Below are 26,427 nucleotides of genomic sequence, written 5' to 3'. Positions count from 1 at the left end.
CAGTGAGCACAATCACGGACGATCCGGGGAACCGCGAACCGCGGCCCCCCTGGCTTGGCGGTGCGGCAGGCGGGCCCGGTACGCTGCCCGCCGTGCCCCACCCCGATCAGTCCCACCAGGAAGCGTCGGGCGCCCCGGCGAACCATCCGGGGGCGCCCCGCCCCGCCGAGGTCGGCCCCGTACCGCTCACGGATCTGGCCGACCGGCTGGGCACCGGTGTCACCGGCGCGGCCGGGGGCGTCACCGTCACCGGCATCACCCACGACTCCCGCGCCGTACGCCCCGGCGACGTCTACGCCGCGCTGCCCGGCGCCCGGCTGCACGGCGCGGACTTCGCCGCGCAGGCCGCCGACCTGGGCGCCGCCGCGGTGCTCACCGACCCGGCCGGCATGGAGCGCGCCGCCGGCACCGGGCTGCCGGTGCTGGTCTCCGGCGACCCGCGCGGGCGGATGGGGGAGCTGGCCGCCGCGGTCTACGGCGAGCCGGGGCGGGACCTGCTGCAGATCGGGGTCACCGGCACGTCGGGCAAGACCACGACCGCGTACCTCGTCGAGGGCGGGCTGCGGGCCGCGGCCGAGAAGGACGGCGCCGGGCTCACCGGCCTCATCGGCACCGTCGAGACGCGCATCGGCGACGAGCGGCTGAAGTCGGAGCGGACCACGCCGGAGGCGACGGACCTCCAGGCGCTCTTCGCCGTCATGCGGCAGCGCGGCGTCGCGTCGGTGGCGATGGAGGTCTCCAGCCACGCGCTGGTGCTCGGCCGGGTCGACGGCGTCCTCTTCGACGTCGCCGTCTTCACCAACCTCAGCCCGGAGCACCTGGACTTCCACACCGACATGGAGGACTACTTCCGGGCGAAGGCGCAGCTCTTCACGCCGGCCAGGTCGCGCGCCGGCGTCGTCAACATCGACGACGAGTACGGGGCCCGGCTGGCCGAGGAGGCCGCGACCCCCGACGGCGGCGGCAGCTACCCCGTGACCACGTACTCCGCCGAGGGCCACCCGGACGCCGACTGGCGCGCCGAGGACGTGGAGATCGGCGTGCTCGGCTCCACGTTCACCGCCGTCGGCCCCGACGGCGTCGCGATCCCCGCCGAGGCCCCGCTGCCCGGCACGTTCAACGTCTCCAACACCCTCGCCGCCATCGCCGCGCTCGTCACCGCCGGCGTCGACCCGGCCACCGCCGCGGGCGGCGTGGCCGCCGTGCCGGGCGTGCCGGGCCGGCTGGAGCGGGTCGACGCGGGCCAGCGCTACCTCGCCGTCGTCGACTACGCGCACAAGCCCGACGCGCTGGAGTCCGTGCTGCGCGCCCTGCGCAAGGTCACCGAGAACCGGCTGCACGTCGTCGTCGGCTGCGGCGGCGACCGCGACCCGCACAAGCGCGGCCCCATGGGTGCCGCCGCCGCCCGGCTCGCCGACACCGCGGTGCTCACCTCCGACAACCCCCGCTCCGAGGACCCCCTCGCGATCCTCGCCGCGATGCTCGCCGGCGCCGCCGAGGTGCCGGTCTACGAGCGCGGCGACGTGCTGGTCGAGGCCGACCGGGCGGGCGCCATCGACATCGCGGTGGCCCGCGCGGGCGCCGGCGACACGGTGCTGATCGCCGGCAAGGGCCACGAGCAGGGCCAGGACACCGCCGGTGTCGTACGGCCCTTCGACGACCGCGACGAGCTGCGCAGGGCGATCCGGGAGCGGCCGGGCGCCGCCCCCGCGGACCCGCAGCACGCGGATCCCGCAGAGCCCGCTGATCCTGCCGAACCCGCCGGAGGCGCACGGTGATTCCGCTCAGCCTCGCCGAGGTCGCCGAGCTGACCGGAGGCGAGCTGCACGGCGTGGCCGACCCGCAGGCGCTGGTCACCCGCCCCGTGGTCATCGACTCGCGGCAGGCGGAACCGGGCAGCCTCTTCGCCGCGTTCACCGGCGAGCACGTCGACGGGCACGACTACGCCCCCCTCGCCGTCGCCGCCGGTGCCACCGGCGTCCTGGGCACCCGCCCCGTCGAGGGCGTGCCGACCGTCGTGGTCCGCTCCGTGCCCCCGGCGCTCAGCGCGCTGGCCAAGCACGTCGTCGCCCGCCTCGCCGACTCGCTCACCGCGCTCGTCGCGCTCACCGGCTCCTCGGGCAAGACGTCCACCAAGGACCTGCTCGCCCAGCTGCTCCAGCGCCTCGGCCCGACGGTCTACACCCACGGGTCGTTCAACAACGAGATCGGCCATCCCGTCACGGCCCTCCAGGCCGCCCCCGAGACCCGGTACCTGCTGCTGGAGATGGGCGCGCGCGGCCTCGGCCACATCCGCGAGCTGGCCGACGTGACGCCGCCGCGCATCGGGCTCGTGCTCAACGTCGGCAGCGCGCACATCGGCGAGTTCGGCGGCCGGGAGCAGATCGCCGAGGCCAAGGGCGAGCTGGTCGAGGCGCTGCCGCCGGGGGCGGACGGCGGGGTCGCGGTGCTCAACGCCGACGACCCCTACGTCCGCGCGATGGCGTCCCGTACCCGGGCCAGGACCGTCTACTACGGCGAGGCGCCCGAGGCCGACGTACGCGCCTCGGACGTCCGCCTCACCGATGACGGACGGCCGGAATTCACCCTGCACACGCCCGCCGGCAGCGCCGGTGTGATCATGCGGCTGTACGGTGAGCACCACGTGTCGAACGCGCTTGCCGCCGCCGCCGTCGCGTACGAGCTGGGCATGCCCCCGGCGCGGATCGCCGAGGCGCTCTCCGCCGCCGAGGCCCTGTCGGGCCGGCGCATGGAGGTCAGGCGGCGGGCGGACGGCGTGACGGTCGTCAACGACGCGTACAACGCCAACCCCGAGTCCACGCGGGCCGCGCTGCGCGCGCTCGCCGCCATGGGACGGGGCAGCACGGCGCCGGGGGGCCGGACGTTCGCCGTGCTGGGCGCGATGGCCGAACTGGGCGACCACGCCATGGCCGAGCACGACGGCGTGGGCCGGCTGGCCGTCCGCCTGGGCATCAGCAAGCTCGTGGCAGTGGGCCGGCAGGAGGCCGCCTGGCTGGACATGGGCGCGAAGAACGAGGGTTCGTGGGGTGAGGAGTCGGTGCACGTGTCCGACGTCGACGCGGCGGTCGACCTGATGCGCGGCGAGCTGCGACCGGGAGATGTCGTGCTCGTCAAGGCGTCCAGATCCGAGGCACTGTGGCGCGTGGCGGACGCGCTGCTCGAGGAGGGCGCCGCCCGATGAGGCAGATCCTCTTCTCCGGGGCCCTCGGGCTCTTCTTCTCCCTCATCGGCACCCCACTGCTGATCAAGCTCCTGGCCCGCCGGGGCTACGGGCAGTTCATCCGCGACGACGGCCCGCAGGCGCACCACAGCAAGCGGGGCACGCCGACCATGGGCGGCGTCGCGTTCATCCTGGCCACGATCATCGCGTACGCGATCACCAAGGTGGCCACCAGCAGTTCGCCCACGTACTCCGGGCTGCTGGTGCTCTTCCTGATGGCCGGCCTGGGCCTGGTCGGCTTCCTCGACGACTACATCAAGATCGTCAAGCAGCGCAGCCTGGGCCTGCGGGCCAAGGCGAAGATGCTCGGCCAGTTCACGGTCGGCATCGCCTTCGCGGTGCTCTCGCTGAACTTCGAGGACGCCCGCGAACTGACGCCCGCGTCCACCAAGCTCTCCTTCACCCAGGACTTCGGCTGGTCGATCGGCCCGGTGCTGTTCGTCATCTGGGCGCTGTTCATGATCCTGGCGATGTCCAACGGCGTGAACCTCACCGACGGCCTGGACGGCCTGGCCACCGGCGCCTCGGTGATGGTCTTCGGCGCGTACGTCTTCATCGGCGTCTGGCAGTACCAGGAGTCCTGCATCAACGCCGACACCCTGACCAACCCGGCCGCCTGCTACGACGTACGCGACCCGCTCGACCTCGCCGTCGTCGCCTCCGCGCTGATGGGCGCCTGCTTCGGCTTCCTGTGGTGGAACACCTCGCCCGCGAAGATCTTCATGGGCGACACCGGCTCCCTGGCCCTGGGCGGCGCGCTCGCGGGCCTGGCCATCGCCTCCCGCACCGAGCTGCTCCTGGCCATCCTCGGCGGCCTGTTCGTCCTGATCACGCTGTCCGTGGTGATCCAGGTCGGGTCGTTCCGGATGACCGGGAAACGCGTCTTCAGAATGGCGCCACTACAGCATCACTTCGAACTGAAGGGCTGGAGCGAAGTGCTCGTGGTGGTCAGATTCTGGATCATCCAGGGCATGTGCGTGATCGTCGGCCTCGGCATCTTCTACGCCGGCTGGGCGGCCCGAAGGTGAGCCGCCGGGGCGCGGCCGGGGAGCCGGCATGAGCGAGTTCGCCGGGCGGCGTGTGACGGTGGCGGGGCTCGGCGTCAGCGGCGGCCCCGCGGCCCGCGCGCTGCACCGGCTCGGCGCCGAGGTCACCGTCGTCGACGGCGCGGACCACGACCGGGCCCGGGCGCAGGCCGCGGAGCTGGCGCCGCTGGGCGTGACCGTACGCCTCGGCGACAGCGACACCCTGCCCGAGGGCACGGAGCTGGTCGTCACCACGCCCGGGTGGAAGCCCGCCGCCCCGCTCTTCGCCGCCGCCGAGGCGGCCGGGGTGCCCGTCTGGGGCGACGTGGAGCTGGCCTGGCGGCTGCGCGGCCCGTCGCCGTCGGGCCGGCCGCCGGCCGACTGGCTGGCGGTCACCGGCACCAACGGCAAGACCACCGCCGTGAAGATGCTCGCCGCCATGCTGGAAGCGGCCGGGCTGCGCACCGCCGCCGTCGGCAACATCGGCGTCCCGCTCGTCGACGTCGTCACCGGCCACGGCCCGTACGCGGACCTCGACGTGCTCGCCGTCGAGCTGTCCAGCTACCAGCTGCACTGGGCGTCGTCCGTACGCGCCCACTCCGCCGCCGTCCTCAACCTCGCGCCGGACCACCTCGACTGGCACGGCTCCATGGACGCGTACGCCGCCGACAAGGGCCGCATCTACGAGGGCAACCGCGTGGCGTGCGTCTACAACGCCGCCGACCCGGTCACCGAGGAACTGGTGCGCAAGGCCGACGTCGAGGAGGGCTGCCGCGCGGTCGGGTTCACCCTCGGCGCGCCCGCCCCGGGGCAGCTCGGCGTCGTCGACGGGCTGCTGGTGGACCGGGCGTTCGTGCCGGACCCGCAGCGCACGGCGCAGGAACTGGCCGACGTCGCCGACGTCCAGCCGCCCGCCCCGCACAACGTCGCCAACGCCCTTGCCGCCGCGGCCCTGGCGCGCGCGTACGGCGCCCCGCCCGCGGCCGTACGCGCGGGGCTGCGCGCCTTCCGCCCCGAGCCGCACCGCATCGAACGCGTCGCCGAGGTCGGCGGAGTGACGTACGTGGACGACTCCAAGGCCACCAACACCCACGCCACGGAAGCCTCGCTGGCCGCGTACGACGGCATCGTGTGGATCGCCGGCGGGCTGGCCAAGGGAGCGACCTTCGACGACCTCGTCGCGGGCGCGGCGCAGCGGCTGCGCGGCGCCGTGCTGCTCGGCCGGGACCGGGCCCTGATCGCCGACGCGCTCGCGCGGCACGCGCCGGACGTGCCGGTGGTGGACGTCGGCCGGACGGACTCCGGCGCGATGGCGGCGGCGGTCGCCGAGGCGGCGCGGCTGGCCCGGGAGGGCGACACCGTGCTGCTGGCGCCGGCGTGCGCGTCGATGGACATGTTCACGAACTACAACGTGCGCGGCGAGGTCTTCGCCGCCGCGGTACACGAACTGGCCGCCGGCCGGGACTAGGGTCTGTACCCCAGGGTCTCTGGCGGGCCGGCGTGATCCGGACGGCAGGCCGTGGAGCCCGCCGCCGGCCGCGCACCGGCCGGCGCCCCGATGTGACCGGCCTGCCGTCGCGTCGCGCCCCCGGGCGGGGCGTCGGCGTGGCAACCTCGTTGCCCATGGGCGGAGTGCGGTGCCAGCGAGGAGACGGCGGATGAGCAGAGCGGACCAGGAGCGGCGCGCGCGGCGGCCGGCAGCCGCGCGCGGTGCGGCGTCGAAGACCCCGCAGCGGCCGGCCCGTGCGGGCCGCGCCACGGCCCGCTCCGTCCCCGCCGCGCGCCCGGCCGGTCGAGGGGGCGCGGGGCCCGCCGGATTGCGCCGGCTCACGCGCCGCGTGCGCCGGGCCTGGGACCGGCCGCTGACCGCGTACTACCTGCTGCTCGGCGGCAGTCTGCTGATCACCGTGCTGGGCCTGGTGATGGTCTTCTCCGCCTCCCAGATCGAGGCCCTCAACAGCGGCCTGGCGTCCACGTACTACTTCCGCAAGCAACTCGTCGCCGCCGCCCTGGGCACCATCCTGCTGCTCGTCGCCGCCCGGATGCCGATCCGGCTGCACCGCGCGCTGGCGTACCCGATGCTGGCGATGTCGCTGTTCCTGATGGCCCTGGTGCAGGTGCCGGGGATAGGGCAGTCGGTCAACGGCAACACCAACTGGCTGAACTTCGGCGGCCCGTTCCAGCTCCAGCCCAGCGAGTTCGGCAAGCTGGCGCTGGTGATGTGGGGCGCCGACCTGCTGGCGCGTAAACAGGACAAGAAGCTGCTCACCCAGTGGAAGCACATGCTGGTGCCGCTGGTGCCGGTCGCGATGCTGCTGCTCGGCCTCATCATGCTCGGCGGCGACATGGGCACCGCGATGATCCTCGGCGCGATCCTGCTGGGCCTGCTGTGGGTGGCCGGCGCCCCGACCCGGCTGTTCGCCACCGTCATCGCGGTCGGCGCGACGCTGACCGTCGTGCTGTTCACCTCCAGCCCGCACCGCATGGACCGGCTGCGCTGCATCGGCGCCACCGAGCCCGGGCCCGGCGACGTCTGCTGGCAGGGCCTGCACGGCATCTACGCGCTGGCCTCCGGCGGCTGGTTCGGCTCGGGGCTCGGCGCGAGTATGGAAAAATGGGGCGAACTCCCGGAACCGCACACCGACTTCATCTTCGCCGTGACCGGGGAGGAACTCGGCCTGGCGGGGACGCTGTCGGTGCTGGCACTCTTCGCGGCTCTAGGCTATGCGGGTATCCGCGTGGCCGGACGTACGGAGGACGCCTTCGTAAGGTACGCCGCGGGAGGCGTGACCGCCTGGATCATGGCGCAGGTCGTGATCAACATCGGTGCGGTCCTGGGACTGCTGCCCATCGCCGGCGTCCCGCTCCCGCTGTTCTCCTACGGAGGCTCCGCCCTGCTGCCGGCGATGTTCGCCGTGGGGTTGCTGATCGCGTTCGCGCGTGAGGAACCGGCGGCGCGGGCGGCGCTGGCCATGCGGCCCGCGGGGGTGCTGCAGTCTGCTAGAAGGGTGCTCGCCGGAAAAAGACCGGAGAGCACGGCTGGAACGGCCAGAAGAGCCAGGAAAACAAGGTGACGGACCGCCGGCGGGCGGCCGTCGCGGAGAGCGGTGAAATTCGGTGCATGTCGTACTCGCCGGTGGGGGGACCGCCGGCCACATCGAGCCCGCGCTCGCCCTCGCCGACGCCCTGCGCAGGCGGGACCCCACGGTGGGCATCACGGCGCTCGGTACCGAGCGCGGGCTCGAGACCAGGCTGGTCCCGGAGCGCGGCTACGAACTGGCGCTGATCCCCGCGGTCCCCCTGCCGCGCAAGCCCACGCCGGAGCTGATCACGGTCCCCGGACGGCTGCGCGGGACCATCAGGGCCGCCGAGGAGGTGCTGGAGCGCACGAAGGCCGACTGCGTCGTCGGCTTCGGCGGCTACGTCGCCCTGCCGGGCTATCTGGCGGCGAAGCGCCGCGGCGTGCCGATCGTGGTGCACGAGGCCAACGCCCGCCCGGGGCTGGCCAACAAGATCGGCTCGCGGTACACGAAGTTCGTCGCCGTCTCCACGCCCGACAGCAAGCTGCGGCACGCGAACTACATCGGCATCCCGCTGCGCCGCACCATCGCCACCCTGGACCGCGGCGCGATGCGCCCCGAGGCGTGCGCCGCGTTCGGGCTCAACCCCAACCTGCCGACGCTGCTGGTCTCCGGCGGCTCGCAGGGCGCGCGGCGGCTGAACGAGGTCGTCGAGTCGGTGGCGCCGTACCTGCAGCGCTCCGGCGTGCAGATCCTGCACGTCGTCGGGCCGAAGAACGAGCTGCCGCAGGTCGACAATATGCCCGGCATGCCGCCCTACGTCCCGGTGCCGTACGTGGACCGGATGGATCTCGCCTACGCCGCCGCCGACATGATGCTCTGCCGGGCCGGCGCGATGACGGTCGCCGAGCTGTCCGCGGTCGGCCTCCCGGCCGCGTACGTCCCGCTGCCCATCGGCAACGGCGAGCAGCGGCTCAACGCCCAGCCGGTGGTCAAGGCCGGCGGCGGGCTGCTCGTCGACGACGCGGAGCTGACGGCGGATTGGGTGCGCCAGGAGGTGCTGCCCGTCCTCACCAACCGCCAGCGGCTGCACGAGATGTCCTGGGCGGCCGCGGAGTTCGGCCGGAGGGATGCCGACGAACTCCTCGTCGGCATGGTGTACCAGGCTGTGGGTGGCAGACGGGGATCATAGGTCCGCCGATCTCACCACACCAGTCAGGGGGTACGGGGATGGCCGGAGCGGTCCGCGAGAAGGCGGCGGCCGGCCGCGAGGAGCGCGGCGCCGGGTCCGGCGGCCCGTCCGCCGCGCGGCGGCCGGCCGCGCGCCGGGGCCGGCGGCTGCGGCTGCCGGGCCGCCGGGTGCTGATCGCCGTGCTGCTCGCGGCGGCCGTGCTCGGCGGGTTCGCTGCCTGGGCCCTGTACGGCTCGAACTGGCTGCGGGTGGAGCGGGTGGCGGTCTCCGGCACGGACGTGCTCGACGCCGACGAGGTGCTGGACGCCGCCCGGGTCTCCGAGGACGTGCCGATGGCCACCGTGGACACGGACGCGGTCGAGGCGCGGCTGGCGGCGGAGTTGCCGCGTATCGACTCCGTGGACGTCGACCGCGTCTGGCCGCACCGGGTCGAGGTGACGGTCACCGAGCGGCGGCCTGCGGTTCTCTTGCGCAAGGGGGAGTCCTTCGTGGAAGTCGACGACGAGGGCGTGCGGTTCGCCACGGTGCGTACCCCGCCCGCGAAGGTGCCGATAGTGGAGATGCAGGTGGCGGACTCACCGAGCCTGGACCGCTTCGGCCGGCAGCGGCTGCGCGAGAGCGCGGTACGGGTCGCGGGTGCGCTCTCCGAGAGCGTGCGCCGTGACACCCGTACTATCCTTGTGCGTTCATATGACTCCGTCACGTTGGAGCTGACCGGAGGGCGGACCGTGCTGTGGGGCAGCGCGGAGCGCGGCGTGGCGAAGACGAAGGCGCTTGCGGCGGTGATGAAAGCGGAGCGCGATGCCCGGTACTTCGACGTCAGCGTTCCCAGCGCCCCCGCGGCATCGTCGAGTTGACGCACATATGCGCAGTTCAGACCCCCGTGAGGGGTCGCAACGCCTGATCACATAGGGTGAAAAGAAAAACGGGAGGTTCGGCGTGTTCATTGAACGCGGAAGCCTTGTCGACTTAGTGTCTCGTTCCAAGAGTCCAGGTACGGGATGCTGCGGTAACCCTAAACTTCACGCTTAGGGTTCGACCGGCGTTCGGGGACCCCCACAAACGGCAGACGTAACTCGAGGCGAGAGGCCTTCGACGTGGCAGCACCACAGAACTACCTCGCGGTCATCAAGGTCGTCGGTATCGGCGGCGGTGGCGTCAACGCCATCAACAGGATGATCGAGGTCGGTCTCAAGGGCGTCGAGTTCATCGCGATCAACACCGACGCGCAGGCACTGCTGATGAGCGACGCGGACGTCAAGCTCGACGTCGGTCGCGAGCTGACCCGCGGACTCGGCGCGGGCGCCAACCCGGATGTCGGCCGCAAGGCCGCCGAGGACCACCGGGAGGAGATCGAGGAGGTGCTCAAGGGCGCCGACATGGTCTTCGTCACGGCCGGCGAGGGCGGCGGCACCGGCACCGGCGGCGCGCCCGTCGTGGCGAACATCGCCCGCTCGCTGGGCGCGCTCACCATCGGCGTCGTGACGCGCCCGTTCACCTTCGAGGGCCGGCGCCGCGCGAACCAGGCCGAGGACGGCATCGCCGCGCTGCGCGACGAGGTCGACACCCTCATCGTGATTCCCAACGACCGGCTGCTGTCGATCTCCGACCGCCAGGTGAGCGTGCTCGACGCCTTCCGCTCCGCGGACCAGGTACTGCTCTCCGGTGTCCAGGGCATCACCGACCTCATCACCACCCCGGGCCTGATCAACCTGGACTTCGCGGACGTCAAGTCCGTGATGTCGGAGGCGGGTTCCGCGCTGATGGGCATCGGCTCGGCGCGCGGCGACGACCGCGCGGTGGCCGCGGCCGAGATGGCGATCTCCTCGCCGCTGCTGGAGGCGTCCATCGACGGCGCCCGCGGCGTGCTGCTGTCCATCTCCGGCGGCTCGGACCTCGGTCTCTTCGAGATCAACGAGGCGGCCCAGCTGGTCAGCGAGGCGGCCCACCCGGAGGCCAACATCATCTTCGGCGCGGTGATCGACGACGCCCTCGGCGACGAGGTGCGCGTCACGGTCATCGCCGCCGGGTTCGACGGCGGCCAACTGCCGTCGAAGAACCGGGACAAGGTCCTCGGCTCGTACGGCGGGCGCGAGGACTCCCCGGGCGAGTCCGTCGCGGACACCGGGCCCGCCCGGTCCGCGGAGCCGGAGCGCCCCGCGTTCAGCGGCCTCGGCTCCCTGTCCGGCGACAGCACCGAGGACAGCGTCCCGGCGCCGCTGCCGCCGCCCGCCACGCCGCAGGTGCCGGCCGCCCGGCCGTACCAGGACAGCGAGGCCGAGGAACTGGACGTGCCGGACTTCCTGAAGTAGCCCGCGGGTTGATCACGTAACGTACGACCCGTGATAGGGCAGACATACACGACAGACGGCGCTCACTTCGCCTTCACCGACCGGTGGGGCGGCGTGAGCGCCGCTCCGTACGCGGAGCTGAACCTCGGCGGCGCCGTCGGCGCCGACGATCCGGCGGCGGTCGCGGCCAACCGCGAGCGCGCCGCCCGCTCGCTCGGGGTCGAGCCCGCGCGGGTCGTGTGGATGCACCAGGTGCACGGGCGCGACGTCGCCGTCGTCGACGGGCCGTGGGGCGACGCGCCGCCCCCCGCCGTGGACGCCGTCGTCACCCGCGCCCGGGGCGTGCCGCTCGCCGCCCGCGGCGCCGACTGCGTACCGCTGCTCCTCGCCGACCCCGCCGCGGGCGTGGCGGGAGCCGCGCACGCCGGCCGGCCCGGCATGGTCGCCGGGGTGGCGGAGGCGGCGGTCGAGGCGATGGCGGGGCTGGGCGCCGATCCGGCGCGGATCGTGGCCCACCTCGGGCCGGCGGTCTGCGGCCGCTGCTACGAGGTCCCGGAGGCGCTGCGCGAGGAGGCCGCGGCCGAGGTGCCCGCGGCGCGGGCGACGACGAGTTGGGGGACGCCGGCACTGGACATCCGTGCGGGTGTGGTCGGGCAGTTGGATGCGCTGGGTGTGGGAATGATCACAGTGTCGGACGTGTGCACGCTGGAGTCCGCGGACCACTTCTCGTACCGGCGGGAGGGTGCCACGGGCCGGCACGCCGGGTACGTGTGGCTGGACGGGGAATGATGGACGGGATCACGGGGGACGGCGGGATGCCGGAGGCGGCGGACCCGGAGCGCCGGGGCGAGTTGGCGGCGAACCTGGCGCACGTGGAGGAACGTATCGCCGGCGCGTGCGCCGCGGCGGGCCGCAAGCGCGAGGAGGTCACCCTCGTCGTCGTGACCAAGACCTATCCGGCCAGCGACGTGCTGCTGTTGGCGGAGCTCGGCGTCCGGCACGTGGCCGAGAACCGCGACCAGGAGGCCGCGGGCAAGGCCGCGTGGTGTGCGGAGCGGGGCGCGGACGCGCTGCTCACATGGCACTTCGTCGGCCAGTTGCAGACCAACAAGGCGCGTTCCGTGGCCCGCTACGCGGACTACGTGCACTCCGTCGACCGCCCGCGGCTGGTCACGGCGCTCGCCGCCGCGGCGGTGCGCGAGGGCCGGGAGCTGGGCTGCCTGCTGCAGGTGGCGCTCGACAAGGACACGGAGTCCGGCGAGGATTCCGGCAGCGGTGCGACGGCGGACCGCGGGGGTGTCGCGCCCGGTGACGTACCGGCGCTCGCGGACGCGGTGGCGGCGGCCCAAGGGCTGCGGCTGTGCGGGCTGATGACGGTTGCGCCGCTGGCCGGGGCGTACGCGGGGCGGCAACGGGCGGCGTTCGAGCGGCTGATGGAAATCGCATCCGGCCTGCGCGTCGCGCATCCGGCTGCAACCATGGTCTCGGCGGGGATGAGCGGGGACCTGGAGGAGGCAATTGCCGCAGGAGCGACACACGTACGCGTCGGCACCGCGGTACTCGGAGTCCGGCCTCAGCTCCGGTAACGTCGCCAAACGAGTCGGACGACAGTAGAAAATAAGCTTCATTCCCGGTCAATTCAGGCAGGGCAGCGTGGATCACGTCACTGGCGAAGGTCGATCCACCGCAGAGCGGAGGGCGTAGAGCATGGCCGGCGCAATGCGCAAGATGGCGGTCTACCTCGGCCTCGTGGAGGACGATGGGTACGACGGCCCGGGGTACGACCCCGACGACGAGTTCGAGCCGGAGCCCGAGCCCGAGCGGCGCCACCGCCACCAGGCCCCGCAGCCGCCGCAGCAGGAGGAGCCGCCCCGGGCGATCGCTTCACCGCCGGCGCAGCGGGAGCGGCCCATGGACCGCGAGCCGGCGGGGCGTTCACCCGGACTGCTGCCCGAATCGGGGCGTTCGGGGCGAATCGCTCCCGTGTCTTCCATCACACCTGACCGTCCCAGCCTGGAGAAGAGTGCGCCGGTGATCATGCCCAAGGTCGTGTCCGAGAGGGAGCCTTACCGGATCACGACGCTCCACCCGCGTACGTACAACGAGGCGCGTACCATCGGGGAACACTTCCGCGAGGGCACGCCTGTGATCATGAACTTGACCGAGATGGACGACACGGACGCGAAGCGACTTGTCGACTTTGCGGCTGGACTCGTCTTCGGTCTGCACGGCAGCATCGAGCGCGTGACCCAGAAAGTGTTCCTGTTGTCGCCTGCTAACGTCGACGTAACAGCGGAGGACAAGGCCCGCATCGCAGAGGGTGGGTTCTTCAACCAAAGCTGAGCCAAGCAACACTGTGCGAGCGGCCGTGGGGCCGGAACGCGAAGGGGAGAGGACCACAGCGAGATGGACGTCGCGCTTCAAGTGATCTACATCGCGCTGTTCGTTTTCCTCATCGTGCTGATCTTCCGGTTGATCATGGACTACGTGTTCATGTTCGCCCGCTCCTGGGAGCCGGGCAAAGCCATGGTGGTGCTGCTTGAGGGCGCCTACACGGTCACGGATCCACCACTCAAGCTCCTGCGGCGGTTCATTCCGCCACTGCGTCTAGGGGGCGTGGCGCTGGACCTGTCCTTCTTCGTCCTGATGATCATCGTCTACATCCTGCTCACCGTGGTGGGCGGCGCGAGGTGATGGTGAAGCGGGACGAAGAGTGTCGATATGCCGATGTCGCCGATGACTACGTTGAGGTGAAGAAATGCCGCTGACCCCCGAGGACGTGCGGAACAAGCAGTTCACGACCGTCCGACTCCGAGAGGGCTACGACGAGGACGAAGTCGACGCGTTCCTCGACGAGGTCGAGGCCGAACTGACCCGGCTGCTCCGCGAGAACGAGGACCTGCGGGCCAAGCTGGCCGCAGCGACCCGGGCCGCGGCGCAGAACCAGGGGATGCGCAAGGGCCCCGAGCCGCAGGACCGTCCCGGTCCGCCCGGACACGGCGGGCCGGTGCCCGCCGCCATATCGGGCCCGCAGCCGGTGCCGCCGCAGCAGATGGGCCCGCCGCAGGGCGGCCCGCCCCAGCTGCCTTCCGGCGCACCCCAGCTGCCTGCAGGTCCCGGCGGCATGGGCCCGGGCGGTCCCGGTGGCCCGGGCGGCCACGGCGGTCCCGGTGGTCCTCCCGGTCACGGCCCGCACGGCCCCGGCCCGATGGGCCCCGGCCCGGGCGGTCCCGGCGGCCCCGGCGGTCCGGTGCACGCCCCGCACGGCGGCCCGCCGCAGCAGCACGTCGGCGGCCCCCCGCCGCAGCACGGCGGCCCCGGCCCCGGCCCGCAGCAGGGTGGCCCCGTCGGCGGCGACAGCGCCGCCCGGGTGCTGTCGCTGGCCCAGCAGACCGCCGACCAGGCGATCGCCGAGGCCCGCGCCGAGGCCAACAAGATCGTCGGTGAGGCCCGCAGCCGCGCCGAGGGTCTGGAGCGCGACGCGCGTGCCAAGGCCGACGCCCTGGAGCGGGACGCGCAGGAGAAGCACCGCGTGGCGATGGGCTCCCTGGAGTCCGCGCGCGCCACGCTGGAGCGCAAGGTCGAGGACCTGCGCGGCTTCGAGCGCGAGTACCGCACGCGGCTGAAGTCCTACCTGGAGTCCCAGCTGCGTCAGCTGGAGAACCAGGCGGACGACTCGCTCGCCCCGCCCCGTACGCCCGCGGCGCCTTCGCTGCCCGCGGCGGCGGCTCCCGCGCCGGCGCCCTCGATGGCCCCGGCCGGTGCCGGTGCCATGAGCGGTCCGCCGAGCATGGGCGGCGGCACGATGGGCGGCCAGCAGGGCATGCCGACCCGGCAGCCCCCGGCCGGCGGCCCGTCGTACGGCAGCCAGCAGCAGATGTCCCCGGCCATGACGCAGCCCATGGCGCCGGTGCGCCCGCAGGGCGGTCCGATGCAGCAGCCGCCGTCGCCGATGCGCGGCTTCCTCATCGACGAGGACGACAACTGAGCACGGCCTGACGGCCGTCGGCATATCGCTAAGGGCCGGGTCCCGCGGAACGCTCGCCGCGGGGCCCGGCCCTTTGCGTGCCCGCTTTCAGGGCCGGGGCGCCGGAGGCCGGGGCGCCGGCGGCGGGGGAGCGGGGAAGCGGGCCGGTACGGGGCCGCGGCGCCGGTCCCGGCCGCGGGACGCGAACGGCGCCCCGCCCCCGTGAGGTCACGGGGGCGGGGCGCCGCGGGGTCCGTACGGTGCGGGGCCGGGGTCAGGCCCGTACGAGCCGGAACGTCAGGGACAGCGGCTCGTCCGTGAACGCCTCGCCGTAGCCCGCGGCATCCGCCGGCTCGCCCCCGGCGAAGTCCGTCGCGAGGACCTCCTCGGCGATCAGCCCGGCGTGGTCCGTGAGCGCCCGGCGGACCTCGTCGTCGGTCGTCGACCAGCGCAGCCGGATCCGGTCCGCGACGTCCAGACCGGAGTTCTTGCGCGCCTCCTGGACCAGCCGGATCACGTCCCGGGCCAGGCCCGCGCGGCGCAGCTCCGGCGTGATCTCCAGGTCGAGCGCCACCGTGGCACCCGAGTCGGAGGCCACCGACCAGCCCTCCCGCGGGGTCTCCGTGATGATGACCTCGTCCGGGGCCAGCGCCACCGTCTCGCCGCCGACCTCCACCGTCGCGCTGCCGCCGTCGCGCAGCGCGGCCGACAGCTCCGCGGCGTCCGCCGCGGCGACGGCCTTCGCCACGTCCTGCACCCGCTTGCCGAACCGCTTGCCCAGCGCGCGGAAGTTGGCCTTCGCGGTGGTGTCCACCAGCGAGCCGCCGGCCGCGCCGCCGGTAGCCTCGGCGAGCGTGGCCAGGGCGGTGACGTTCAGCTCCTCGGTGATCTGCGCGCGCAGCTCCGCGGGCAGCGACGGGAAGCCCGACGCGGCCACCAGGGCCCGCGACAGCGGCTGGCGGGTCTTCACCCCGGACTCCGCCCGCGAGGCCCGGCCCAGCTCCACCAGGCGCCGCACGAGCTGCATCTGCCGCGACAGCTCGGGGTCGAACGCCGCGGCCCCGGAGGCGGCCGGCTCCGGCCACGCCGCCAGGTGCACCGAGGCCGGGGCGTCCGGCACGACGGGCACCACGAGATCCTGCCAGACCCGCTCGGTGATGAACGGCACCACCGGGGCCAGCAGCCGCGTCACGGTCTCCAGCACGTCGTGCAGCGTGCGCAGGGCCGCCGCGTCGCCCTGCCAGAAGCGCCGGCGGGAGCGGCGCACGTACCAGTTGGACAGGTCGTCCACGAAGGCGGACAGCAGCTTGCCGGCGCGCTGGGTGTCGTAGTCGTCGAGCGCGTCGGTCACCCGGTCCGTCAGCGCGGACAGCTCGCCGAGCAGCCACCGGTCGAGCAGCGGCCGGTCCGCGGGCGCCGGGTCGGCGGCCGAGGGCGCCCAGCCGGCGGTACGGGCGTACAGCGCCTGGAAGGACACCGTGTTCCAGTACGTCAGCAGGGTCTTGCGCACGACCTCCTGGATCGTGCCGTGGCCGACCCGGCGGGCCGCCCACGGCGAGCCGCCGGCGGCCATGAACCAGCGCACCGCGTCGGCGCCGTGCCGGTCCATGAGCGGGATGGGCTCCAGGATGTTGCCCAGGTGCTTGGACATCTTGCGGCCGTCCTCGGCGAGGATGTGCCCGAGGCAGACCACGTTCTCGTAGGAGGACTTGTCGAAGACGAGCGTGCCGATGGCCATCAGCGTGTAGAACCAGCCGCGGGTCTGGTCGATGGCCTCGCAGATGAACTGCGCGGGGTAGCGGGTCTCGAAGACGTCCTTGTTCTTGTACGGGTAGCCCCACTGCGCGAAGGGCATCGAGCCCGAGTCGTACCAGGCGTCGATGACCTCCGGCACCCGCTCCGCGCGCAGCGCGCAGCCCTCCGCCGGGCAGGGGAAGGCGACCTCGTCGATGTACGGGCGGTGGGGGTCCAGCCCGGACTGGTCGGTGCCGGTCAGCTCGCTCAGCTCGGCCAGCGAGCCGACGCAGGTGAGGTGGTCGTCGGCGCAGCGCCAGATGGGCAGCGGGGTGCCCCAGTAGCGGTTGCGGGACAGGGCCCAGTCGACGTTGTTGTCGAGCCAGTCACCGTAGCGGCCGTGCTTGACCGAGTCCGGGTGCCAGTTCGTCCGCTCGTTCTCGCGCAGCAGGGCGTCCTTGACGCGGGTGGTGCGGATGTACCAGGACGGCTGCGGGTAGTAGATCAGCGGCGTGTGGCAGCGCCAGCAGTGCGGGTAGCTGTGCTCGTACGGCTCGTGGCGGAAGAGCAGGCCGCGCGCGTCGAGGTCGGCGACCAGGGTCTCGTCGGCCTTCTTGAAGAACTGTCCGCCGACGAGCGGCAGTTCCTCGCCGAAGGTGCCGTCCGCGCGTACCGGGACCTCGACCTCGATGCCGTACTGCCGGGAGACCTTGAAGTCGTCCTCGCCGAACGGGGCCTGGTGGACCAGGCCGGTGCCGTCCTCGGTGGTGACGTAGTCGGCGTTGACGACGTAGTGCGCGTCGGCGAGGTCCACCAGGTCGAAGGGCGGCCGGTACGTCCAGCGCTCCATCTCGGCGCCGGTGAACGACTGCCCGGTGGCCTCCCAGCCCTCGCCGAGCGCCTTGCCGACCAGCTGCTCGGCGACGACGACCTTCTCGGTGCCGTCGGTGGCGACGACGTAGGTGACGTCCGGGTGGGCGGCGACCGCGAAGTTGGCGGTGAGCGAGAAGGGCGTGGTGGTCCAGATGACCAGGGAGGCCTCGCCGGCCAGCGGGCCGGAGGTGAGGGGGAAGCGGACGTAGACCGAGGGGTCGACGACGGTCTCGTACCCCTGCGCCAGCTCGTGGTCGGACAGGCCGGTGCCGCAGCGCGGGCACCAGGGGGAGACCCGGTAGTCCTGGACGAGCAGGCCCTTGTCGAAGATCTGCTTCAGGGACCACCAGACGGACTCGACGTACTCGGAGTTCATCGTCCAGTACGCGTCGTCCAGGTCGACCCAGTAGCCCATCCGCTCGGTCAGCTCGGCGAAGGCGTCCGTGTGCCGCTGGACGGAGGCGCGGCACTTGTCGTTGAACTCGGCGATGCCGAACGCCTCGATGTCCTGCTTGCCGTTGAAGCCCAGCTCCTTCTCCACGGCCAGCTCCACCGGCAGCCCGTGGCAGTCCCAGCCGGCCTTGCGCGCCACGTGGTAGCCGCGCATGGTGCGGAAGCGGGGGAAGACGTCCTTGAAGACGCGGGCCTCGATGTGGTGCGCGCCCGGCATGCCGTTGGCGGTGGGCGGGCCCTCGTAGAAGACCCACTCGGGCCGGCCCTCGGACTGCTCCAGTGAGCGGGCGAAGACTTTTTGCTCGCGCCAGAAGCCGAGCACGGCGTGTTCGAGGGCGGGCAGGTCTACCTGGGCGGGTACCGGGCGGTACAGGGGCGTGGTCATCGGGGACTCTTCCTCCGGCTGGCGTGCTGACGGCCGAACCGGAGGGACGAGAGCCGGGGCTCCCGCGGTACCACCCTCCTTGGCGGCGGAGCGCGCGCCGCACGCCCACCGCCCCCTCATTGGGGCAGCGCTGCCGGTTCTACTCGCCCGGGGGCTTTCCTCCGGCGGCTCCGGGGTGATCTTCGCTCCGTGCACGCCGCCCGGGCTCGCACCGTCCCCGGGTCGCTCCTCGGCTGCGTACGGAGGTACTCGTCCCCATCCACACCTGTCGCTGCCGACAGTGTACGGCCCCGGGGTACGCGCCGCCGACCGGGTTTCCGCGGCGCGGGCCGCTGGGCCGTTCGGCCCAGTGCCGGCAAACCGGACAGGCGAGCGGAAGCCCGGGATTACCCGGCGCACGGCTGGGCACAACGTTTTGTGACCGGTCAGCCATGGCGTGCCCTGTTGCCGCGGACCCAGTGTCGATTTATCGTTCCGGCACCGTTCGCGAACAAGATCACAATATGTGAAGGGGTCCCGGCCATGGTTGCGAAGAAGACCGCGCCGGCGGCGAAGAAGTCCACAGCGAAGAAGACCACGGCGAAGAAGGCGGCGAAGAAGACGGCGGCAAAGAAGCCGCCGGCGAAGAAGGCCGCCGCCGGCCGGGCCACCGCGAAGGCCACGGGGGAGCGGGCGGCGAAGAAGCAGGCCACGAAGAAGGCTGCGAAGAAGGTCACGAAGCAGGCTGCGAAGCAGGCTGCGGGGAAGAAGACGGCGGCGACCGCGGGGGCGGCCGGCGGCGCCGCCCCCGCGAAGAAGTCGCCGCCCGCGAAGAAGGCCGCGGCCCGCAGGGCGCCGGCCGCAAGGACCGAGCCCGCGAGCAGGACCGCGGCACGGGCCGCCGCCCCGGCGGGAAAGCCGGTGAAGAAGGCGGCGGCCAAGAAGACGTCCGCCAGGACGTCTCCGGGGAAGAAGACGGGAGCCAAGACGGTGGTCGCAAAGAAGACGCAGGTGGTGGAGGCCCCGGTCGCCGAGGCGGGCGGGACGGCAGCCCCGGCGGAACCGGGGGAGCTGGCCGTGCGTCCGGGGGAGGACCCCTGGACTCCCGAGGAGATCGCGGAGGCCCGCCAGGGCCTGCTGGACGAGGTCGCGAGCCTGCGCTCGGAGATCCGCGCCTCCGAGGAGGCAGTCAGCGGGCTGATGCGCGACTCCGGCGGCGGCGCCGGGGACGACCAGGCCGACACGGGGACGAAGAACATCTCGCGCGAGCACGAGATGGCGCTCGCCGCGGGCGCCAGGGAGCGGCTGGTGCAGACCGAGCGCGCGCTCCTGCGGCTGGACGACGGCACGTACGGGCGCTGCGAGTCCTGCGGCAAGCCGATCGGCAAGGCGCGGATGCAGGCCTTCCCGCGGGCCACCCTGTGCGTGGAGTGCAAGCAGCGGCAGGAGCGCCGCTGAGGGGCCGCCGGAGGCGCTGACGGGGCCGGTGGGCGGCCTTGCGGGCTGTGGTGCGGCGGCTCGTACGGGTGTGCCGTACTCTCGACCCCAGTCAGCGCACCGGAGGGCACACGTGACAGAGGCGGAGCGGATCAGCGGGGACGCCACGGGGCCCCGCCGAGAGGACGAGGGCGCCTCCGCGGCGGACGAGAAGGCCGTGGCCGACGCCGGCACCGCCGACCCGGCCGGGACCGCGGGCAAGGCCGCACCCGAGGCCGCCGCGACCGACGAGGCCGACGCGTCCGCGGCGGCGGAAGAAGCCGGGGACGGCGCGCAGGAGGCGGCCCCCAGCGGCCCCAGGCGCATCGGCGTGCTCCTCGGCGTCGCCGCCCTCGTCTACGCCCTCGACCTCGTCACGAAGCTGATCGTGGTCTCGCGGCTGGAGCCGGACAACCGCTCCGTCGAGGTCGTCGGCGACCTGCTGCGCTTCCAGGTCGTCCGCAACGCAGGCGCGGCGTTCGGCATCGGCGAGTCGATGACGGTCATCTTCACGCTGATCGCGGTCATCGTCATCGGCGTCATCGCCCGGCTCGCGCGCAAGCTCTACAGCCTGCCCTGGGCCATCGCGCTCGGCCTGCTGCTCGGCGGCCCCCTCGGCAACCTCACCGACCGCCTCTTCCGCTCCCCGGGCTTCTTCGAGGGCCACGTCGTGGACTTCATCGCCCCCGAGCACTTCGCGGTGTTCAACCTCGCGGACTCCGCGATCGTCTGCGGCGGCATCCTGATCGTGATCCTCTCCTTCCGCGGCCTCGACCCGGACGGCACCGTCCACCGAGGCTGACCGGGGCGCCCGTACGCGCCTGCGATACTTCCCGGGTGAGTACCGTGCCCGAGATCCGCACCCTGCCCGTACCCGACGGCCTCGAAGGCGAGCGGCTCGACGCCGCGCTCGCCCGGATGTTCGGGTTCTCCAGGACCAAGGCCGCCGAACTTGCCGGCGCCGGCAAGGTCCTCGTCGACGGGCAGGAGGCCGGCAAGTCGGACCGGGTGACCGCGGGCGCGTGGCTGGAGGTCGAGATGCCGGCGCCGCCGGCGCCCGTGCGGATCGTCGCGGAGCCGGTGCCCGGGATGACCGTCGTCCACGACGACGACCACGTGGTCGTCGTCGACAAGCCCGTCGGCGTCGCCGCCCACCCCAGCCCGGGCTGGAGCGGCCCCACGGTCGTCGGCGGCCTGGCCGCCGCGGGCTTCGCCATCTCCACCTCCGGCGCCGCCGAGCGGCAGGGCGTGGTGCACCGACTGGACGTCGGCACCTCGGGGCTGATGGCGGTGGCCAAGTCGGAGCGCGCGTACACGCTGCTGAAGCAGCAGTTCCGCGAGCGTACGGTCGACAAGCGCTACCACGCGCTGGTCCAGGGCCACCCCGACCCGCTCAGCGGCACCATCGACGCACCCGTGGGCCGCCACCCCGTGCACGACTACAAGTGGGCCGTCGTCGCCGACGGCAAGCCCAGCGTCACGCACTACGACCTGGTGGAGGCGTTCCGCGCCGCCAGCCTGCTCGACATCAAGCTGGAGACCGGCCGCACCCACCAGATCCGCGTGCACATGTCCGCCCACCGGCACCCGTGCGTCGGCGACCTCACGTACGGCGCCGACCCCGTGCTCGCCAGGCGTCTCGGCCTGGAGCGGCAGTGGCTGCACGCCGTACGGCTGGGCTTCGAGCACCCCGAGGACGGCCGGTGGGTGGAGTTCGAGTCGGACTATCCGGAGGATCTGCGGCGGGCGCTCGACACCGTACGCGCGGACAGCGCCTGACGGCCGCGGCGGCGCGACGCCCATGGACCAGCTCACGCTGCTGCTGACCCTGGTGCTCGGCGCCCTGGTCACCATCCCCGTCGGGCAGCGGTTCGGGCTGCCGGCGCCGGTGCTGATGACGGTGCTCGGCGGCGTGCTGGCGCTGCTGCCCTTCGTGCCGAACGTCGAGATCCCGCCCGACTTCATCCTGCCCCTGGTGCTGCCACCGCTGCTCTACGCGGCCGTGCAGCGCACCTCCTGGCGGCAGTTCGCCGCCAACGTACGGCCCATCCTGCTGCTCGCCGTCGCGCTCGTCTTCGTCACCACCGCCGCCGTCGCCGCGACCGTGCACGCCGTCGTCCCCGGGCTGCCGCTGGCCGCCGCCGTGGCGCTGGGCGCGCTGGTGGCGCCGCCCGACCCGATCGCCGCCACGTCGATCGCCGGGTCGCTGGGGCTGCCGCGGCGGCTGGTGTCGATCCTGGAGGGCGAGGGGCTGTTCAACGACGTCACGGCGATCGTGCTGTACCACGTGGCCATCGCAGCGACCGTCTCCGGCACCTTCTCGGTCGCCGGCGCCGCGGGGCTGCTGGCGATGTCCACCGTCGTCGCGCTCGCCGTCGGCTTCGCCCTCGGCTGGGCCGCGGAGCGGCTGATGCGGCTGCTCGACGACCCCACGCTCAAGATCGGCCTCACGCTGCTGGTGCCGTTCGCCGCGTACGTGCTGGCCGACGAGTTCAAGGGCTCCGGGGTGCTGGCGGTCCTGGTGACCGCGCTGTACCTGTCGGAGTACGCCACGGACCCCGACGACGTCCTCGGCCGGCTCGCCGAGCGCAGCTTCTGGGACGTCGTGGACACCCTCGTCACCGGCATCGCCTTCGGCCTGATCGGCCTGGAGCTGCACACCGTCGTGGCCTCCGGGGACTTCGACGGGGCGCTGGTGGGCGCGGCGGCCGCCGTCGTGGGCGTGGTCGTCGGCGTACGGCTGCTGTGGCTGCTGCCGGCCGCCGCGCTGGCGCAGCGGCTGCACCAGCGCGGCGGGCACCCGGACGAGGAGGAGGAGATCCCCACGACGTGGCGGGAGACCGTCGTCATGTGGTGGTCGGGGATGCGCGGCGTGGCCTCGGTGGCGCTGGTGCTCGCCATCCCGGTCTCCGTGGACGGCGGCGGCCCGTTCCCGCACCGCAGCGATCTGCTGTTCATCGCCTTCGCCGTGGTCCTGGCCACCCTCCTCTGCCAGGGCCTGACGCTGCCCTGGCTGGTCCGCCGGCTCGACGTGGGCGCCGACACCGAGGCGGAGCGGCAGCTCGAACGGCAGCTCGCGCTGCGCGCCGCGAAGGCGGCACGGGCCCGGCTGGCGGAGATCGAGCAGGTGCAGGAGCTGCCGGAGGAGATGGCGGAGCAGCTGCAGCGGGCCGCGTACGGCATTGCCACCCGGCTCTACCCCGACCTCGTGGACGAGGACCGCCGCGAGGCGCACGCCCAGCGGCTGGAGCGGATGCGCACCGGCCGGAAGATCACCGGGGAGCTGCTGTCCGCCGCCCGGCACGAGCTGCTCGCCGCCCGCAGCGAGGGCTACGACCCGGAGATCGTCGACCGCGTCCTACGGCACCTCGACGTCCGGACGCTCCGCGGCGCGGTCTAGGGGCGCCTGCGCCGTCATCACCTTCGGCAGCGCGTGGGGGTGCTTCTCCCGCAGCCAGGTGATCAGCTCCTCGCGCACCAGGCAGCGCAGGTCCCACAGCGCGTCCGCGTCCCGCGCGGTGGCCAGCGCCCGCACCTGCATCGTCGTCGGCGTGGTGTCCGTGACCACCAGGCTCCAGCCGCGCCCGTCCCAGTGCGCGCAGCCGAGCAGCACCTCGTGCAGCCGCTCGCGCAGCGCCCGCACGGGCGCGGTGTGGTCCAGGTGGAAGTAGACCGTGCCGGTCAGCTCGGCGCCGCCGCGCGACCAGTTCTCGAAGGGCTGGCTGGTGAAGTACGACACGGGGATGGTGATGCGGCGCTCGTCCCAGGTCTTCACCGTCAGGAACGTCAGCGTGATCTCCTCGACCGTCCCCCACTCGCCCTCGACGACGACCGTGTCGCCGATGCGCACCAGGTCGCCGAAGGCGATCTGCAGCCCCGCGAAGAGGTTGCCCAGCGTGGACTGGGCGGCGATGCCCGCGATGATGCCGATGACGCCGGCGGACGCGAGCATCGAGGTGCCCACCGCCCGCATCTGCGGGAACGTCAGCAGCATGGCGGCCACCGCGACCGTGCAGATGACGAACACCACCACGCGCTGGATCAGCGTGAGCTGCGTACGCACCCGTCTGCGGCGGGCCGAGTCCCGCGCCTTGGTCCGGTAGCGGTGGTACGTCAGCTCCACGGCCGCCGCGACCACCTTGGTCAGCAGCCAGGCCACGGACGCGATCAGCAGCAGCGTCAGGACGCGCGTGACGGCCGTCCGGGTGTCGTCGCCGTGGGCCAGGTCGGCCCGCTCGTACGTGCCCAGCAGGATCGACGTCAGGATGGCGAGCTGGAGGGGCACCCGGCAACTGCGCAGCAGCCCCCATATCGGGGTCTCGGGGTGCCGGGCATCGGCACGGCGGAGCAGCAGGTCGACCACGACTCCGGCGAGCGCGGTGACGGCGACGGCGCCGCCGATGACCAGGACGGGCCGGAGCACATCCTCGGTGGACACGTGAGCCTCCTTCGAACGCGGATCTCCCGACCGTATCTGCCACGATGGGCGCATGACGATTCTGCTTTTCCACTCCATGTACGGAGTGCGTCCGGCCGTGCACGCCACGGCGGAGCGCTGGCGCGCCGCCGGGCACGAGGTGGTCGTACCCGACCTCTACGACGGCCGCACGCCCGCGACGGAGGAGGAAGGCAGAGAGGTCAGGGACGAGATCGGCACGGACGAGCTGCTGGCGCGGGCCGTGAAGGCCGCGGCGCCGCACTCGGCCGGCGGGGTGCTGTACGCGGGCCTGTCGCTCGGCGGCGCGCTGGCGCAGAACCTGGCGCTCGCCGACGAGCACGCGCGGGGGCTGCTGCTGATGCACGGCACGTCCGACGTCGCCGACGGGGCCGCGGCCGCCTCCGGCGAGCTTCCGGTGCAGCTGCACGTGGCCGACCCCGACCCGTACGAGACGCACGACTGGCAGACGGCCTGGTACCTGCGGATGGGCCGGGCCGGCGCCGACGTGGAGGTCTTCCGGTACCCGGGCGCCGGGCACCTGTTCACCGATCCCGGCCTGGCGGACTACGACGCGGAGGCGGCGCAGTCCGCCTGGCGGGTGGCGGATGCGTTCGTGGCGGAGCTGGACGCAGCCCCCGGCACGTGACGCGGGGAGCGGGCGTTCCTACGCGCCCAGCTTCTCCAGCTCGGTCGGGAGCAGGTTGGTCTCGATCTTCTTGCCGTCGATCTTGACCGTCGGGGTGCCCTCGATGCCGGCGTCGTCGAAGCTGGCGATCATCTCAAGGGCCCACTTGTCGAAGGTGCCCTTGTTGACGTCCTTCTGGAACTGCTTGTTGCCCTTCAGCTCGTCGACGTTCTTGGCGACGTCCAGCAGGTACTCGTTGTCGGCGAACTTGTCCTCGCTCTCGGCCGGGTGGTGCTCGGCCGAGTAGAGCAGCCCGTGGTACTCCTTGAACGCCTCGGTGCTCACGTCCAGGGCTGCCCCCAGGGCGCTGGCGGCGTTCTTGGAGCCGTTGCCGCCGAAGTTGCCGTCGATGATCGCACCGAGGTGGACGCGGAGCTGGTACTTGTCGGCCTCGGCGCCCTTCTTGACCCGCTCGCCCAGCTGCTGCTCGAACTGCGCGCAGGCGGGGCAGCGCAGGTCCTCGTAGACGTCGACGGTCTTCTCGGCGTCCTTGCCGCCGAGCACGACGGTGGTGCCCTTCTCGCCCTCGGCGTTCGCCGGCTGGACGAGCTTGGCGCTCTTGGCCGCGCTCCAGTCCTTGTCGCTGCCGTCGTCGCCCCCGAGGGCGCTGACGGCGAAGGCGATGCCGCCGACGACGGCCAGCAGGCCGACGACGGCGCCGCCGACGAAGAGCTGCCGGCGCACCTTCTCCTTCTTGGCCTGCTTCTCGCGCTCGATGCGCAGCCGCTCGCGCGCGGCCCGCTTGGCTTCCTGGCTGTTTCGCTTGCTCATGGTGGGAGGTCCTCGTGTGGTCGGTGTGGCTGTCTGCGTGCTTCTTCGGCCGGGCTGCCGGATCAGGCAGCGGCCGGGCACGGCGGGCCACGCCGCAGGACCGAGTGCAGCAGGTGCGGCTGCGGGCGGAGGGCGCGGGTGCGGTCCCACCGGCGGCCGGGGCGGCCCGTGCTCCGTACCGGGGCGACGGTGATGATCGCGACGGCCAGCAGCAGCGGCCGGAAGGCGACGGCCGCGGCGGCGCGCAGCAGCCCGGCCAGCGCCGCCTCGCCGCGGCGCAGCCAGGCGGCGGCGACCAGGCCCAGGCCGACGTGGGCGGCGAGCAGCAGCCACGGGCTGGCCGCGGTGCCCGCCAGCGCCTCGCCGCGGGTGGTCATCCGGGCGAGGGGGGTGCCGAACTCGCCGGAGCAGAGGAGGTCGAGCCCCAGGGAGCGCATGGAGCCGGCGACGGGGCCGCCGGACTGGCCGTAGCAGGTGTGCTGGCCGGTGGTGAAGACGGTGTCGGCCGCCAGCTCCAGGGGCACGAGGAGGGCCGCGATGCTCCAGTAGCCGCGCTCGCGGCGGCCGGCGAGGAGGTAGGCCACGACGAAGACGCCGGCGGAGAGCGCGGCGAGCATGCCGAGCGGCAGGGGGTTGGCGGAGAGGAGCACGTGGGCGCCCGCGGACAGGCTGATGCACAGCGCGGTGAAGACCGCCGCGCGCATCACCCTGATCGTTACGGCCGCATGTTCCATCGGGCGTGATTCTGCCACGTGGGACGGTAAACCGGTGCTAAAGGGGAGGGCCGCCTTCGGTACGGCCGGGGCCGGCGGTGTCAGTGGTCCGTCCTAGACTTCCCAGCGTTCCTGCCCGAGCCCTCGCGCCCGCCGTCTGCTGGAGGTCCTCCGTCGTGGCCAA

General features: G+C 73.1%; 22 protein-coding genes. 18 read left to right on the top strand and 4 right to left on the bottom strand.

What is annotated here, in order from left to right; translation table 11 throughout:
- Positions 1–2 precede the first annotated feature (2 nt).
- The 13 genes from LG396_RS33905 (at position 3) to LG396_RS33845 (ending at position 14,757) form a co-directional block, all read left to right on the top strand.
- Positions 3–1,778 carry a UDP-N-acetylmuramoyl-L-alanyl-D-glutamate--2,6-diaminopimelate ligase gene (locus LG396_RS33905; protein ID WP_372483623.1) on the top strand — a complete coding sequence of 592 codons (1,776 nt, stop codon included), beginning with the start codon at positions 3–5 and terminating at the stop codon, positions 1,776–1,778.
- Positions 1,775–3,202, top strand: coding sequence for a UDP-N-acetylmuramoyl-tripeptide--D-alanyl-D-alanine ligase (locus LG396_RS33900; RefSeq protein ID WP_018837704.1), 1,428 nt, complete (start codon positions 1,775–1,777; stop codon positions 3,200–3,202). The genes LG396_RS33905 and LG396_RS33900 overlap by 4 nt, the downstream gene beginning before the upstream one ends.
- Positions 3,199–4,269: a phospho-N-acetylmuramoyl-pentapeptide-transferase gene (gene mraY / locus LG396_RS33895; protein ID WP_018837705.1), complete on the top strand. Its 1,071-nt coding sequence runs from the start codon at positions 3,199–3,201 to the stop codon at positions 4,267–4,269. Before LG396_RS33900 ends, mraY begins: the two co-directional genes overlap by 4 nt.
- A 28-nt stretch (positions 4,270–4,297) precedes the next feature.
- Positions 4,298–5,734, top strand: a complete 1,437-nt coding sequence (gene murD, locus LG396_RS33890) for a UDP-N-acetylmuramoyl-L-alanine--D-glutamate ligase (RefSeq protein WP_225797684.1) — start codon at positions 4,298–4,300, stop codon at positions 5,732–5,734.
- 190 nt (positions 5,735–5,924) lie between these two features.
- The gene (gene ftsW / locus LG396_RS33885) at positions 5,925–7,340 is read left to right on the top strand and encodes a putative lipid II flippase FtsW (RefSeq protein WP_225797683.1); all 1,416 of its coding nucleotides are present in this window, start codon (positions 5,925–5,927) and stop codon (positions 7,338–7,340) included.
- A 43-nt stretch (positions 7,341–7,383) separates the two neighbouring features.
- A complete protein-coding gene (gene murG, locus LG396_RS33880; protein WP_225797682.1) occupies positions 7,384–8,478 on the top strand; it encodes an undecaprenyldiphospho-muramoylpentapeptide beta-N-acetylglucosaminyltransferase in 1,095 nt (364 codons plus the stop codon).
- Between the two features lie 38 nt (positions 8,479–8,516).
- Positions 8,517–9,335 carry a cell division protein FtsQ/DivIB gene (locus LG396_RS33875; RefSeq protein ID WP_225797681.1) on the top strand — a complete coding sequence of 273 codons (819 nt, stop codon included), beginning with the start codon at positions 8,517–8,519 and terminating at the stop codon, positions 9,333–9,335.
- A 240-nt stretch (positions 9,336–9,575) separates the two neighbouring features.
- Positions 9,576–10,790, top strand: coding sequence for a cell division protein FtsZ (gene ftsZ / locus LG396_RS33870; protein WP_018837710.1), 1,215 nt, complete (start codon positions 9,576–9,578; stop codon positions 10,788–10,790).
- Positions 10,791–10,820: 30 nt separating this feature from the next.
- Positions 10,821–11,558, top strand: a complete 738-nt coding sequence (gene pgeF / locus LG396_RS33865) for a peptidoglycan editing factor PgeF (RefSeq protein WP_037750020.1) — start codon at positions 10,821–10,823, stop codon at positions 11,556–11,558.
- Positions 11,558–12,355 carry a YggS family pyridoxal phosphate-dependent enzyme gene (locus LG396_RS33860; protein WP_051642684.1) on the top strand — a complete coding sequence of 266 codons (798 nt, stop codon included), beginning with the start codon at positions 11,558–11,560 and terminating at the stop codon, positions 12,353–12,355. The genes pgeF and LG396_RS33860 overlap by 1 nt, the downstream gene beginning before the upstream one ends.
- A 121-nt stretch (positions 12,356–12,476) precedes the next feature.
- Positions 12,477–13,112, top strand: a complete 636-nt coding sequence (locus tag LG396_RS33855) for a cell division protein SepF (RefSeq protein WP_018837713.1) — start codon at positions 12,477–12,479, stop codon at positions 13,110–13,112.
- A 63-nt stretch (positions 13,113–13,175) separates the two neighbouring features.
- The gene (locus LG396_RS33850) at positions 13,176–13,463 is read left to right on the top strand and encodes a YggT family protein (RefSeq protein ID WP_018837714.1); all 288 of its coding nucleotides are present in this window, start codon (positions 13,176–13,178) and stop codon (positions 13,461–13,463) included.
- A 64-nt stretch (positions 13,464–13,527) separates the two neighbouring features.
- On the top strand, positions 13,528–14,757 hold the full coding sequence (locus LG396_RS33845) for a DivIVA domain-containing protein (protein ID WP_225797680.1): 1,230 nt from the start codon (positions 13,528–13,530) through the stop codon (positions 14,755–14,757).
- Positions 14,758–15,010: 253 nt separating this feature from the next.
- Here LG396_RS33845 and ileS read toward each other — a convergent pair whose 3' ends face one another.
- Positions 15,011–18,181, bottom strand: coding sequence for an isoleucine--tRNA ligase (gene ileS, locus LG396_RS33840; RefSeq protein ID WP_225797679.1), 3,171 nt, complete (start codon positions 18,179–18,181; stop codon positions 15,011–15,013).
- A 522-nt stretch (positions 18,182–18,703) separates the two neighbouring features.
- Here ileS and LG396_RS33835 point away from each other — a divergent pair.
- The 4 genes from LG396_RS33835 to LG396_RS33820 all read left to right on the top strand — a co-directional run bounded on the left by LG396_RS33835 (position 18,704) and on the right by LG396_RS33820 (position 23,036).
- On the top strand, positions 18,704–19,618 hold the full coding sequence (locus tag LG396_RS33835) for a TraR/DksA family transcriptional regulator (protein ID WP_225797678.1): 915 nt from the start codon (positions 18,704–18,706) through the stop codon (positions 19,616–19,618).
- 112 nt (positions 19,619–19,730) lie between these two features.
- Positions 19,731–20,438, top strand: a complete 708-nt coding sequence (lspA, locus tag LG396_RS33830; protein ID WP_130455810.1) for a signal peptidase II — start codon at positions 19,731–19,733, stop codon at positions 20,436–20,438.
- 35 nt (positions 20,439–20,473) lie between these two features.
- Positions 20,474–21,415, top strand: a complete 942-nt coding sequence (locus tag LG396_RS33825; protein ID WP_037750003.1) for an RluA family pseudouridine synthase — start codon at positions 20,474–20,476, stop codon at positions 21,413–21,415.
- 22 nt (positions 21,416–21,437) lie between these two features.
- A complete protein-coding gene (locus LG396_RS33820) occupies positions 21,438–23,036 on the top strand; it encodes a Na+/H+ antiporter (protein ID WP_037750000.1) in 1,599 nt (532 codons plus the stop codon).
- Here the strand turns inward: LG396_RS33820 and LG396_RS33815 are convergent.
- Entirely contained in the window at positions 22,995–24,074 is a 1,080-nt protein-coding gene (locus tag LG396_RS33815) for a mechanosensitive ion channel family protein (RefSeq protein WP_225797677.1), read from the bottom strand. The two genes, LG396_RS33820 and LG396_RS33815, sit on opposite strands and share 42 nt — an antisense overlap.
- Positions 24,075–24,126: 52 nt before the next feature.
- On the opposite strand from LG396_RS33815, the gene LG396_RS33810 reads away from it, so the two are divergent.
- Positions 24,127–24,720, top strand: a complete 594-nt coding sequence (locus LG396_RS33810; RefSeq protein ID WP_225797676.1) for a dienelactone hydrolase family protein — start codon at positions 24,127–24,129, stop codon at positions 24,718–24,720.
- 18 nt (positions 24,721–24,738) lie between these two features.
- Here the strand turns inward: LG396_RS33810 and LG396_RS33805 are convergent, their stop codons facing one another.
- Positions 24,739–25,530: a thioredoxin domain-containing protein gene (locus LG396_RS33805; RefSeq protein ID WP_018837724.1), complete on the bottom strand. Its 792-nt coding sequence runs from the start codon at positions 25,528–25,530 to the stop codon at positions 24,739–24,741.
- Positions 25,531–25,592: 62 nt separating this feature from the next.
- Complete coding sequence (locus LG396_RS33800) at positions 25,593–26,234, bottom strand: hypothetical protein (protein WP_018844124.1); 642 nt, start codon at positions 26,232–26,234, stop codon at positions 25,593–25,595.
- Positions 26,235–26,427 lie beyond the last annotated feature (193 nt).

This window comes from Streptomyces aculeolatus (assembly GCF_020400605.1).
In the GTDB taxonomy this organism is placed as follows: Bacteria; Actinomycetota; Actinomycetes; order Streptomycetales; family Streptomycetaceae; genus Streptomyces; species Streptomyces aculeolatus.
This window is presented reverse-complemented; position numbering and strand designations above follow the sequence as displayed.